This is a genomic window from Amycolatopsis thailandensis, from assembly GCF_002234405.1.
GTDB lineage: Bacteria > Actinomycetota > Actinomycetes > Mycobacteriales > Pseudonocardiaceae > Amycolatopsis > Amycolatopsis thailandensis.
Genome location: NZ_NMQT01000116.1, coordinates 22,906 through 34,275, shown reverse-complemented (window position 1 = coordinate 34,275; position 11,370 = coordinate 22,906). Strand labels below are relative to the sequence as shown.

11 protein-coding genes are annotated in these 11,370 nt (G+C 69.4%); 4 read left to right on the top strand and 7 right to left on the bottom strand.

Annotated features, from left to right (window positions below; genetic code table 11):
- Positions 1 to 96: 96 nt before the first annotated feature.
- From CFP71_RS31060 to CFP71_RS31050, 3 genes are all read right to left on the bottom strand, one after another.
- On the bottom strand, positions 97 to 1,062 hold the full coding sequence (locus CFP71_RS31060; RefSeq protein ID WP_093937513.1) for a trypsin-like peptidase domain-containing protein: 966 nt from the start codon (positions 1,060 to 1,062) through the stop codon (positions 97 to 99).
- 91 nt (positions 1,063 to 1,153) lie between these two features.
- On the bottom strand, positions 1,154 to 2,482 hold the full coding sequence (locus tag CFP71_RS31055) for a M20 family metallopeptidase (protein ID WP_093937512.1): 1,329 nt from the start codon (positions 2,480 to 2,482) through the stop codon (positions 1,154 to 1,156).
- The gene (locus tag CFP71_RS31050; RefSeq protein WP_093937511.1) at positions 2,479 to 3,249 is read right to left on the bottom strand and encodes a class I SAM-dependent methyltransferase; all 771 of its coding nucleotides are present in this window, start codon (positions 3,247 to 3,249) and stop codon (positions 2,479 to 2,481) included. The genes CFP71_RS31055 and CFP71_RS31050 overlap by 4 nt, the downstream gene beginning before the upstream one ends.
- Positions 3,250 to 3,392: 143 nt before the next feature.
- On the opposite strand from CFP71_RS31050, the gene CFP71_RS31045 reads away from it, so the two are divergent.
- Genes CFP71_RS31045 through CFP71_RS31035 form a run of 3 tightly spaced genes read left to right on the top strand, consistent with a single transcriptional unit; the run spans position 3,393 to position 6,366 of the window.
- Positions 3,393 to 4,325 (top strand): DNA-3-methyladenine glycosylase family protein, encoded by a 933-nt coding sequence (locus CFP71_RS31045; RefSeq protein ID WP_093937510.1) that lies wholly within the window; start codon positions 3,393 to 3,395, stop codon positions 4,323 to 4,325.
- Between the two features lie 43 nt (positions 4,326 to 4,368).
- Positions 4,369 to 5,082, top strand: coding sequence for a M50 family metallopeptidase (locus tag CFP71_RS31040; RefSeq protein WP_093937509.1), 714 nt, complete (start codon positions 4,369 to 4,371; stop codon positions 5,080 to 5,082).
- 51 nt (positions 5,083 to 5,133) lie between these two features.
- On the top strand, positions 5,134 to 6,366 hold the full coding sequence (locus tag CFP71_RS31035) for an aldehyde dehydrogenase family protein (RefSeq protein ID WP_093937508.1): 1,233 nt from the start codon (positions 5,134 to 5,136) through the stop codon (positions 6,364 to 6,366).
- A 173-nt stretch (positions 6,367 to 6,539) separates the two neighbouring features.
- On the opposite strand, the gene CFP71_RS31030 is transcribed toward CFP71_RS31035, so the two are convergent.
- The 4 genes from CFP71_RS31030 to ccrA form a co-directional block, all read right to left on the bottom strand.
- Positions 6,540 to 7,682, bottom strand: a complete 1,143-nt coding sequence (locus CFP71_RS31030) for an adenylate/guanylate cyclase domain-containing protein (protein ID WP_093937507.1) — start codon at positions 7,680 to 7,682, stop codon at positions 6,540 to 6,542.
- A complete protein-coding gene (locus tag CFP71_RS31025) occupies positions 7,682 to 8,131 on the bottom strand; it encodes a universal stress protein (protein WP_093937506.1) in 450 nt (149 codons plus the stop codon). The genes CFP71_RS31030 and CFP71_RS31025 overlap by 1 nt, the downstream gene beginning before the upstream one ends.
- 105 nt (positions 8,132 to 8,236) lie before the next feature.
- Positions 8,237 to 9,346, bottom strand: a complete 1,110-nt coding sequence (locus CFP71_RS31020) for a coiled-coil domain-containing protein (protein ID WP_093937505.1) — start codon at positions 9,344 to 9,346, stop codon at positions 8,237 to 8,239.
- Positions 9,347 to 9,450: 104 nt separating this feature from the next.
- Entirely contained in the window at positions 9,451 to 10,791 is a 1,341-nt protein-coding gene (gene ccrA, locus CFP71_RS31015; RefSeq protein ID WP_093937504.1) for a crotonyl-CoA carboxylase/reductase, read from the bottom strand.
- A gap of 205 nt (positions 10,792 to 10,996) precedes the next feature.
- On the opposite strand from ccrA, the gene CFP71_RS31010 reads away from it, so the two are divergent.
- The gene (locus tag CFP71_RS31010; RefSeq protein WP_093937503.1) at positions 10,997 to 11,365 is read left to right on the top strand and encodes an SPW repeat protein; all 369 of its coding nucleotides are present in this window, start codon (positions 10,997 to 10,999) and stop codon (positions 11,363 to 11,365) included.
- The last annotated feature ends 5 nt before the right edge of the window (positions 11,366 to 11,370 follow it).

The following is an 11,370-nucleotide window of genomic DNA, read 5'->3' as shown; positions in this document are numbered from 1 at the left end:
CGTGAAGGCCTTCTCGCGGGACCCCGAATCCCTCGAGAAGGCCTTCACGGACTTCGCCTGCTGGGCCGCCCCCTGACGACGGTCCAGTCGGCCGGGTCAGCCGACGATCTGCTCGACGATCTTCTTCGCGTCGTTGATGGGGATCGCGAACCCGATACCGATGCTGCCGGTCGAGGTCGGGTTGTAGAGCGCCGAGTTGATGCCGATGACGTTCCCCTGCGCGTCCACCAGCGCCCCGCCCGAGTTGCCCTGGTTGATCGGGGCGTCGGTCTGGATCGCGGTGTAGCTCGGCCCGGCTTCGTTCGTGGTCCGGCTGTACGGCGAACGCCGCTCCTGGCCGCTGCTGAGCTCGTCGAGCTTGCGGTTCAGCGCGCTCACGATGCCGGTGGTCACGGTGTTCTGGAGCCCGCCGGGCGAGCCGATCGCGACGACCTGCTGGCCGACGGCGAGTTTGCCGGAGTCGCCGAGCGAAGCCGGTGTCAGCCCGCTCGCCCCCTTCAGCTGGACAACGGCGATGTCGGCCTTCGTGTCGGCGCCGACCACGCTCGCCTTGTACTGCTTGCCGTCCGACAGGGTGACGGTGACGTCGCCTTGGGCGTCGGCGACGACGTGGGCGTTGGTGAGGACGCGCCCGTCCGCCGTCAGGATGACGCCGGAGCCGACGGCCTCACCCTGCGCGGTGGTCACGTTCACCTGGACGACGCTCGGCGTCACCTTCGCGGCGACCCCGCTGACGTCACCCGAAGTGGTGTTCCCGACCAGTTGCCCGTTGGCGACCGCGGACGAACCCGGGCCGGACGCCGAAGACGTGGATCCGAGACCCATGAGCGCCGCTCCGCCGGCCCCGCCGACGAGTGCGGCGGCGAGCGCCGTCGCGCTGACGAGGACGGCGACCCGGCCGCCTTTCTTGCGCGGCGGCGGAACGGGCGTCTGGGCTTGCTGCGGAGTGAAGAGCGGATTCGGCGCGGCCTGCCAAGGGGTGTAACCGGGGTACTGCTGCTGGTGCGGCGGCTGGTGCCCACCGGTGGAGGCGGGGCCGGGCCGACTCTCGTTCTCGGTCATGGACCAAGATTCGCGCTCTTACTTGTGAACCTCCTGTGGAAAACCCCTGTGCTTTCCTGAGAAGAATCAGCTGAGAAATCTCAGCGTTTCCTCAGTCGAAGAAACGGGGGACGTCCAACGCCCCGCCCGATGCCTCGAACTCCTCGTGCACCGCGGCGCGGAGTTTCGCGTCGGCCAGGTAATCGACGGCGGTCAGCGCCAGCCCCAGCGCGCCGTCGACGACCGCGCGATCACCGTCCGGGGAACCGGCCGCGGCCGCGAACTCCTTGGTGTGCAAGGCGGTCGTCGGTCCCGCGATGGCGATCATCGGGTGGATCGCGGGCATCCGGTAGGAGAGATTGCCAAGATCGGTCGAACCGGTGAGGAATTCGGGCACGATCCCCGGCGGCAGCGGTTTGCGGCCGGCGTCGACCTGATGCACCGACCAGCGTCCGGCGAGCGTGGTGTTGAAGCGGATCGGCAGGTACGCGGGCTGGGCGTCCCACAGCAGTTCGACGCCGCAGCCGGTCATCTCCGCCGCGCCCCGCGCGATCGCGGAAACCCGGTCGGCGAGGTCGCGCAACGTGTCCGGTTGCGCGGAGCGCAGATAGAACAGCAGAGCCGCGCGTTCGGGAACGACGTTCGGCCGCGCGCCACCGTCGGTGAAGACGCCGTGGACACGGTCGCTGGACGGCAGATGCTGCCGAAGCGCCGCGACACCCTGGTACGCGGCGACGGCGGCGTCGAGCGCGTTGCGTCCCATGAACGGCTGCGCCGAAGCGTGCGCGCCGACACCGTGGAACACCATTTCCAGCTGCCGCCTGCCGAGGAACGGATGCATGGCGATGTCATGGCTGAACGGGTGCAGCATGACCACGGCGTCGACGTCGTCGAAAACCCCGGCGCGGGCCATGGTCTCCTTGCCGCCACCGCCTTCTTCCGCCGGCGTGCCGATCAAGGAGACCCGGCCGCCCAGCCGCTCGGCGACCGCCGCCGCGCCGAGGAAACCGCCCGCGCCCGCGGTGCAGATGACGTTGTGCCCGCAGCCGTGGCCGAGTCCGGGAAGGGCGTCGTACTCGGAGAGGACCGCGATGTGCGGGCCGCTTCCGGGAGTGCTCGCGACCAAGGCGGTGTCCAGCCCGCCCGCGCCGATCGTCACTTCGTGACCGTGCCGTTCGAGCAGCTCCCCGAGCGCGTGGACCGAGCGGTGCTCGGCGAACCCCTCTTCGGGATGAGCGTGCAGGTCTTGGCTCAGCTCCACCAATTCCGCGGTCAGCGCACGGATCCCGGCGCTGACCGCGTCGCGGGTGGCCGGGTCCGCGCCCTCGTGCGGCGAGCCGAGCGGTTCGGCCGCGGCGACGGCGTCCGCGGTCGCGTCGACCAGGGAACGGAGGTAGCTGTCGTCGGGGGGAGTCGGCGAAGCGTGCTCAGAGCGGATCATTTCCGGATGTTAACCGGTAGCTCCCCGGTGACGATCTGCGTGACACCGGAGTACCGCTCGCCGACGCGGTCGAATCCGCGCCGGAACAGCTTCAGCGCGATCTCGCCGCGGTCGAACATCCGCTGTCCGCTCAGCCTGCCGAGGAAGGTGTCCGCCAGCCGCATCGGCTGATCACTGTGCCGGGCGCTGGTCAGCAGCACCAGCGAGCCGCCGGGTTTCAGCACGCGGGTGAACGAATCCAGTGCCGCGTCGGGGTCGGCGAACATGTGCAGCGCGGCGAAACAGCAGACGGCGTCCACAGTGGAATCGCCGAGCGGCAGGTCGACGGCGTCGGCGCGCAGATAGGTCACCGCCGCCGGATTGGGCGCGGCGAGCGCCTTCTCCAGCATGGTGACCGAACCGTCGAGACCGATGGACAGGCCGTCCGGGCCGACCGCTTCGCCGAACGCGCGGGTGAACCGGCCGGTGCCGCACGCGACGTCCAGTGCGACCTGGCCCGGAACGAGGCGGAGCGCTTCGATCGCGATCCGGATCTCGTCCGCCATGGTCGGGCCGTTCAGTCCTTTCGCGACCCTGCCCAGCGTCGGGCGCCAGTACCGCTCGTAGATCATCGGCACGGCGGAGGTGCGCATCAGCCGCTGAGCCAGCCCGGTCGGCGGCCCGGCTTGCGGGATTTCTCCCAGCAGATCGAGAAAACCCTTGTCCGGCCCGGAGGTAGTGGTGCCCGGCCGAAGCAGGCTCGAAAGATGTTCGCGATGGTCCGGCATGGCTGCTCCCTTCACGGTGGTCACCGAGAATCTGTCATGACCGGCCCGTTCGCGACATCCCCGCCGCCGCGGCCCGAAACTGTCGGTGGCCGTCTCTAACGTCGGAGGAAGTCGCCGTTCCCCAGCCGAAGAGGAGCCCGAAAATGACCGGCTCGATCCTCCAGCACACCGCCTCGACCACGCTGCGCATCCCGGTGCGCGGCCCGTTCGACCTCGACAAGTCCATCCGGTTCCTGACCGACTTCCCGCCCGCGTGCCGCACCGACGCCGCCGCCGAACCCGGCACCCTGCGCCTCGCCTTCCCGGCGGAAGCGGGCTGGGAACACGTCGGCGCGGCCGTCAGACAGAGATCACCCGGCTCGATCGAGGTGGAGGTCTTCGCCGGAGAAGGGCTCGCCGTCGAGGTCGGTGCCCAGGTGCGGCGGATCCTTTCGGCGGATGTCGACGGCGTCGGCTTCACCAAGATCGGCACCGCGGATCCCGTGGTGCGCCGACTCCAGCAGGCGCTCCCCGGGCTGCGGCCCGTGCTGTTCCATTCGCCGTACGAGGCGGCCTGCTGGGCGATCCTGAGTCACCGGACGCGGATGTCGCAGGCCGCCACGGTGAAACGACGGCTCGCCGAGGAGTTCGGCAGGCCGGTGGACGTCGGCGGGAAGATCCTCATGTCGTTCCCGGCGCCGGACGTCCTGGCCGGGCCGGATGCCCGGCGCGGACTGCCGGAGGTGAAGGCCGAGCGGCTGCGCGCGGTGGCCAACGCCGCCAAGGACGGTCTGCTCGACGCCGCCTATCTGCGCGCGATGCCGGTCCCGGACGCGTTGAGCTGGCTGCAGCGCTTGCCGGGGATCGGCCCGTTCTCGGCGCAGCTGATCCTGATCCGGGGCGCCGGGCACCCGGACGTCTTCCCGGCGGACGAGCCCCGGGTGCAGGAGGCCATGCGAGTCGCGTACGACCTGCCGGAGGCGCCGCTCGAGGAGCTGGAGGAGCTGTCCACGGTGTGGCGGCCGTTCCGCAGTTGGGTGGCCTTCGCCCTGCGAAACGACCCGAGTTTCGCACGCGCGGGAATGGAGGTTCGATGACCGCCTGACACCGGGCATATCCGGCTTGTGGTGAGCTGGTGAGGTGAGCTCGTCTCCCGCCGAAACGGTTTCCGACATCGCCCAGTCCACCCCGCCCGGCACGATCACCCTCGTCACCGGTGGTCTCGCACTGCTCGTGGTGCTGTCAGGCAGGCCGTGGCGGATCGCCCGCAACCTGATCACGCTCGTCCACGAGGCAGGTCACGCGCTCGCGGCGGTGCTGGTCGGCCGTCGCCTGCAAGGCATCAAGCTGCACTCGGACACCTCCGGTGTCACCGTCTCCCGTGGCAAGCCGGAGGGGCCGGGGATGGCGTTCACCGCGCTGGCCGGGTACCCGGCCGCCGCGGTGCTCGGCCTGGTGTTCGCGGGACTGCTCTCGTCGGACCTGATCACCGTCGTGCTGATCGTGATGGCGCTGATGCTGCTGGGCGTGCTGGTGATGGTGCGCAACACCTACGGCGTGTTCACCGTGATCGCCACCTCGGTGGTGCTCGGGCTGGTCGCGCTGGTGGCGCCGTCGTGGTTCCAGGCGATCTTCGTCTACCTGCTGACCTGGTTCCTGCTGTTCGGCGGCGTCCGGCCGGTGGTCGAGCTCCAGATCAAGCGGCACCGGGGAGCGGCGAGGGATTCCGACGCCGATCAGCTCGGCAGGCTCACCGCGATGCCCGCGGTGCTGTGGGTGCTGGTGATGGCCGTGCTGACGGTGAGCTGTCTCTTCGCGGGCGGGTTGTGGCTGCTGGAGCCGACCGTCGCCTGACCGGGGCGGTACGGCACACTGATGGCTCGTTCCGCGCGGAAGGAGTCGGAGATGGACGAGGTCGCCAAGGCCGTCGAGGAATGCGCTCGCTCGGCGAAACGGGCCGCGCCGTCGCTGGCCGCCGCCTCCCCGGAGGCGATCGACGCCGCGCTGAACGCCATGGCGGACAAGCTGGTCGAGCACGCCGACGTCGTGCTCGAGGCGAACCAGGCCGACATCGCCAAGGCACGCGAGGACGGCATGAGCGCGGGCCTGCTCGACAGGCTCACCATCACCCCCGAGCGCTTGACCGGCATGGCCGACCAGCTCCGTCTCCTGGCCGGCGCGCCGCACCAGGAGCGGTCCGTCGACGTGTCCACTTTGGACGGAGGACTGCGGCTGGTGGAGCGCCGCCGTCCGGTCGGCGTGATCGGCGCGAACTACGAGGCGCGCCCGAACGTCACGGTCGACGTCGCTTCGCAGCTGGTGAAGTCGCGCAACGGCGGTGTGCTCCGCACGGGTTCCGCCGCGCTCGGCTCGGCCCAGCGCCTGCGCGAGTCCGTGATCGCCCCCGCGCTCGCCGAAGCGGGCATCGACCCGGACGTCGTCCAGCTGGTGCCGCGCGCCGAGCGCGAGGCGGCTTCCGCGCTGGTCCGGTTCCCCGAGCTCGTGCCGCTGGTCATCCTGCGCGGCAGCGGTGACAGCACCCGGGCGCTGGCCACCGAGGCGGCCGTCCACGGTGTCCGCACGCTGGCTCACGCCGACGGCGGCGGAGTGCTGTACGTCGACGAAGCGGCCGACACCGACAAGGTGCGCGACCTGGTCTTCAACAGCCTCGACAGGCTCGGCGTCTGCAACCGGCTGAACCTGCTGCTGATCCACGAGGCCGCCCACGACCGCGTCTGGCCCGGCATCTCCGGCGCGCTGGCCGAACGCGGCGTCACGCCGTCGCTCGCCCCGCACGAGCACGCCATCGGCTACGAATGGGCGCTCGACTCGGACCGCGAAGCGACCGTCACCGTCGCGAAGGTCACGGGCCTGCCCGAAGCGGCCGAGATCGCCAACGAGCGCACCTCGGGCCTGGCCGCCGGCATCGCCACCGAAAGCAGCGAAGCCGCCGACGCGTTCTTCGACGCGTACACCGGCACCGGTGTCTTCTGGAACGCCCCCACCCGGCTGCTCGACGGCTTCAAGCTCCTCGCCGTCCCCGAGACCGGCATCAACCTGGACAAGGTGCCCGGTCCGCGCGGTCCGGTCACCTACACCGACCTCTATGTGCGGCAGTACGCCGTGCTCCCCGGCTGACCTAGCCCCGCGCTTCACCCTTTCTCGCGGATGTCATGAAAGGGTCGTTCAGGACGAAAAACGTCTTGAACGACCCTTTCATGACACCCGGGCCTCTCAAGATCCCGAGGGCGCCGACCGGCCGGCGGCGATAGCAAAGGTCCCTTGCTCTCCCGGCGGAGCAGCCAGCCCGGTCAGCGGCGGCGGCGCCGCTTCGGCCGTGGCGGCAAGGAGTCCGCGGTGGCGTCCTCGACCTCGTCCTCGACGGGGTCGGGAGCAGGAGCGGTGTCACCCAACCCCAGCATCTCCGCGGCGAGCTGCTGCGAAGAGGCGAACATGCCCGAAGGCCGGTCTTTCGCCCGGCGAAGCGAAGAAGGCCGCAGCCGGTTGTACCCCCGCACCGAAACCGGTCGCCGCGTACGCACTTCGTACTGCGGGAACGGCAGGAGTTCGGTGGCGAGTTCCTTGTCCACCAGGATGGTGCCCGGCCGCGCGGTCGAGGTGAGGCGGGCGGCGAGGTTCACGACCGAGCCGTAGACGTCGCCGAACCGGCTGAGGATCCGGCCCGACGCCAGACCGGCACGCACGGAGGGCAGGGTCTCGTCGGCGTCGGCGCGTTCGGAGAGCGCGAGGGCGATTTCGGCGCCGTCGACGGCGGAATCGGCGACGAACAGGACCTCGTCGCCGATCATCTTCACGATCCGTCCGTGGTGATCGGCGACCACTTCGGTGGCCAAGGATTCGAACCGGTCCAGGATGTCGGTCAGCTCGTCCTCGCCGACCTGCCTGGTCAGCCGGGTGTAGCCGACCATGTCGACGAACCCGACCACCTCGGTCCTCGCTTCGAGGTCCTCCTCCGGCATGGCCAGTGCGCGGCCCGCGTAGGCGGCGAGGTGGCGGCGCCAGACGAAGTCCTGCACCTTCTGCAGTTCGGGCAGCAGCCTCTCGACGAGCCGCCCGATCTGGCGTTCGCTGCTGCCGATCTCCTTGTTCTCGGTGATCATCGTCCACAGCATGTGGACCTGCCATTCCGCGAGCCGCGAAAGGTGCTGGCCCAGCGCGCGCGTCACCGCCAGCTCGATGCTCGGGTCGATCAGCCCCGAGTTCATCAGCTGGTCGGCCGTCCGGATCGCCTCGATGTCGGCGTCGGTGAAGACGACCTCGTCGTCTTCGACGGTCGCGAAACCCAGCGCACGCCAAAGTCGCCGAGAGCGTTCTTCGGGAACGCCTGCCTTCTCGGCGACTTCGAGCCGGGTGTACTTGCGCTTTCCGCCGAGCAGGATCCGTTCGAGGCGCTGTTGCAGCGCGTCGGGCGAGATCTCGCCGGGTTCGGGCATCAGGTGGTGTGGACGATGAGCACGTCCACCCCGGACTTCCGCGCGACCTCGGACGGCACGGAGCCCAGGATGCGGCCCGCGAGCGTGTTCAGCCCGCGGTTGCCGACCACCAGCAGGTCCGCGGAACGGTCGGCGACGACCTTGCGCAGTGAGTCGACCGGGTCACCGACGACAGCGGCGGTCTCGATGTTCTTCGCGCCGGCCTTCGCCGCCCTGTCACGGGCGGACAGGAGGGTGTCCTCGGCCGGTGCCGAGCCCACCACCTGGTACGCCTCGTCACCGAGGACGTCCTGCGCCTTCTCCACATCGCCCTTGTTGGCGGGGTAGTAGGCGCACACGATGACCAGGGTCGCTCCGGAGTCCCCGGCGACACCCGCCGCCCGGTCGACCGCGGCGAACGAAGAATCCGATCCGTCCGTGCCCACGACCACGGTCCGATATGCAGCCATCCGCAACCTCCACCGATCTGACAGCCCGCACCTGCGCGCGAGCAGCGACGATAACCGCTCGGCGACGGGCCCGCAGGCCGTCGTGAGCCCGGTCGGGTGAGAAGGTTACTCGCCAGTCGGTTTCTGCGCTGCCGCAGGTCGCGGTGAAGGCTTCGCGCCGGATGTGGCCTTCGGCACATCGGCCGTCCGGAGCTGCACGGTGGCCTCCGAGTCGGGCGACGGCTTCGCCTTCAGGTCGGCCGGGACGTGCGGCTCGTCGCCGAGCACGTGCGTCGCCTCGGCGAGCGCGGTCCGCGCGGTGCGGACCTGCTCGGCCAGGCTGGAGCGCACCTTGCGCAGCGCTTCCACCCGTTCGGTGGCCTGCGTGATCCGCCGGTTGGACTCCTCGGTGGCCTGCCGGACGCGACGGCGTGCCTCGTCGGCCGCTTCGGCGAGCCGGGCGTTGGCCTCGGTGATCGAGTCCTGTTTGCGCTTGTTCGCGTCGGCGACCGACTCCCGCTGGCGGCGCTCGATGTCGGCCTTGGCCGTCGTCTCCTCTTCGAGCACCTTCGCGCGGATGGCGGCGGCGTCCTCGGTGGCCTCGCGGACGCGGCGGGCGGCCTCGGCCTTGCTCGCGGCCTCCTGCTCGGCCAGCGCGTGCATGGCTTCGGTGCGCCGCGACGCCATCGCGATCTCGAAGTCCTCTTCGACCTGAGTACGACGCTGCTGCGACTCGGCGTCGAGCTTGTCGCGCTCGGCCTTCGCCTTGTCGGTGATGTCCTTCGCCTCGGCGCGCGCCGTCTCCAGCACCCCGCGGTGCTCGGCCTCCATCTCCTTGCGACGGAGGTCGAGCTCGTTGAGCAGCTGCTCGTAGCGGGCCCGCATGGCGCTCGCGTCGGTCTCGGCCTTGGCGCGGATGTGCCCGGCTTCGGCTTCCGCGCGCGCCTTGGTGTCGGCGGCCTCGTCCTGCGCGAGCCGCAGCATGCGCTGTAGCCGCTCTGACAGGCCTTCGACGCTCGTCGGCGGCTGGGCGAGCCTGTCGACCTGCCCGCGCAGGTCCGCGATCTCGCCGCGCGCGATCTCCAGCTGCCGTGCCAGGTCGCCCGCTTGCCCGATGGCGGCATCGCGATCGGCGGTGAGCATCTTCAGATCGGCGTCAAGCCGTTCGAGATGTTCGTCGACCTGCGCACGGCTGTAACCGCGCTTCGCCACGTCGAAGCCGGCTCCCAGCGGCACTAGCTCCCGTTCCTCGCCAAGGCTCATCCTTCTACCGTAGTCGAGCAGCGGTCACGGAAGGGTGAGCACCCACGCAACGCGCGGCGAAAGCGCGTTCTGGCGCGCTAAACGTTCCGGAACGCGTTGATCCCGTCGATGTGCTTCGCGCGCAGCTCGTGGTTCCGGACGCCCAGACCTTCTTCGGGGGCGAGGGCGAGCACGCCGACCTTTCCCTGGTGGGCGTTGCGGTGCACGTCCAGCGCGGCCTGTCCGGTGTCTTCCAGCGCGTAGGTCTTCGACAGCGTCGGGTGGATCAGACCTTTCGAGATCAGCCGGTTCGCTTCCCACGATTCGCGGTAGTTGGCGAAGTGGCTGCCGATGATCCGCTTGAGGTTCATCCACAGATAGCGGTTGTCGTACTGGTGCATGAACCCTGACGTCGACGCGCACGTGACGATCGTCCCGCCCTTGCGCGCGGCGTAGACCGAAGCGCCGAAGGTTTCGCGGCCCGGGTGCTCGAAGACGATGTCCGGGTCCTCGCCACCGGTCAGCTCGCGGATCTTCTTGCCGAACCGCTGCCACTCCTTCGGGTCCTGGTTGTCGTCGTCCTTCCAGAACTTGTAGCCCTCCGCGTTGCGGTCGATGATCAGCTCCGCGCCCAGTTTCCGGCAGATCTCCGCCTTTTCGGGGCTGGAGACCACGCACACCGGGATCGCGCCGCCGTTGAGCGCGTACTGCGTCGCGTAGGAGCCGAGGCCGCCCGAAGCGCCCCAGATCAGCACGACGTCGCCCTGCTTCATGTCCGCGCCGTTGCGCGAGACGAGCTGGCGGTAGGCGGTGGAGTTCACCAGGCCGGGAGACGCGGCCTCTTCCCAGGTGAGGTGGTCCGGCTTCGGCATCAGCTGGTTCGCCTTGACCAGCGCGACTTCGGCGAGGCCGCCGAAGTTCGTTTCGAAGCCCCAGATCCGCTGCTCGGTGTCGAGCATCGTGTCGTTGTGCCCGTCCGGGCCCTCGAGTTCGACGTTGAGGCAGTGCGCGACGACCTCGTCGCCCGGCTTCCAGTTGTGCACGCCGACGCCGGTCCGCAGCACGACACCGGAAAGATCCGAGCCGACGACGTGGTACGGCAGGTCGTGGCGCTTCGAAAGCGGCGAAAGCCGTCCGTAGCGCTCCAGGAACTTGAAGGTCGAGACCGGTTCGAAGATCGAGGTCCAGACGGTGTTGTAGTTGATCGCGCTCGCCATGACCGCGACCAGCGCCTCGCCGGGGCCGAGTTCCGGCGTCGGGACGTCGTCCACGTGCAGAGACTTGCGCGGATCCTTGTCCCGGCTTTCGAGGCCCTCGAACATGCCGGCCTCGTCCTTGTGCACAGTGACGCCGCGGTAGGACTCCGGCACGTCGAGCGACGCCACGGCGCCGAGGTCATCGTTCAGAATGGCCTGCTGGATCTCGCCGAGCTGCGACATCGGAACCTCCGCGAAAGGGGTGACGGCGTTGTGGCGACTCAAATTACTCACCGGTAACCAAGACCACAACCGTACGAGACGTGGAGCACTTCCACATCCTGAAGTGTTATCGACCGGTCTTGACCGGCTGGCCAACCAAGCGGACGATGGGCGGTGGAGATCTCTCCGACCTGCAGGTTCAGCCGAATTTCGGAGGTGAGCACGCATGAACGAACCCACGACGCGCCCTTGGACCCGCCCCCATGACTGGGCGGAGGTGGTCATCGGTGTCGTGGTCGCTCTTTCACCCCTCTGGATGACCACGGACAGCACCGCCATGTGGTCGCTCGTCATCCTCGGCGCGCTGATCGCCCTCGACGGCCTCGCGTCGCTCGCGATGCCTGGCATGGTCTACGGCGAAGGCATTCAGATCGTCCTGGGCGCGCTGCTGTTCATATCGCCCTGGGTGATGGGATTCGCCGTCTTCATGGGCGCGTCTTGGACGGCTTGGGTCGGTGGCGTTCTGACCGTGGTGGCCGGGGCGGCCGCGATGCCGATCGCCCAGGCGACGCACAAGACGGCGGGACAGCACTGACACGA

Excerpts from the sequence above, each read along its gene's own strand:
- CFP71_RS31060 (WP_093937513.1), bottom strand. The coding sequence starts at position 1,062 with ATGACCGAGAACGAGAGTCGGCCCGGCCCCGCCTCCACCGGTGGGCAC.
- CFP71_RS31055 (WP_093937512.1), bottom strand. The coding sequence starts at position 2,482 with ATGATCCGCTCTGAGCACGCTTCGCCGACTCCCCCCGACGACAGCTAC.
- CFP71_RS31050 (WP_093937511.1), bottom strand. The coding sequence starts at position 3,249 with ATGCCGGACCATCGCGAACATCTTTCGAGCCTGCTTCGGCCGGGCACC.
- CFP71_RS31045 (WP_093937510.1), top strand. The coding sequence starts at position 3,393 with ATGACCGGCTCGATCCTCCAGCACACCGCCTCGACCACGCTGCGCATC.
- CFP71_RS31035 (WP_093937508.1), top strand. The coding sequence starts at position 5,134 with ATGGACGAGGTCGCCAAGGCCGTCGAGGAATGCGCTCGCTCGGCGAAA.
- CFP71_RS31030 (WP_093937507.1), bottom strand. The coding sequence starts at position 7,682 with ATGCCCGAACCCGGCGAGATCTCGCCCGACGCGCTGCAACAGCGCCTC.
- CFP71_RS31025 (WP_093937506.1), bottom strand. The coding sequence starts at position 8,131 with ATGGCTGCATATCGGACCGTGGTCGTGGGCACGGACGGATCGGATTCT.
- ccrA (WP_093937504.1), bottom strand. The coding sequence starts at position 10,791 with ATGTCGCAGCTCGGCGAGATCCAGCAGGCCATTCTGAACGATGACCTC.
- CFP71_RS31010 (WP_093937503.1), top strand. The coding sequence starts at position 10,997 with ATGAACGAACCCACGACGCGCCCTTGGACCCGCCCCCATGACTGGGCG.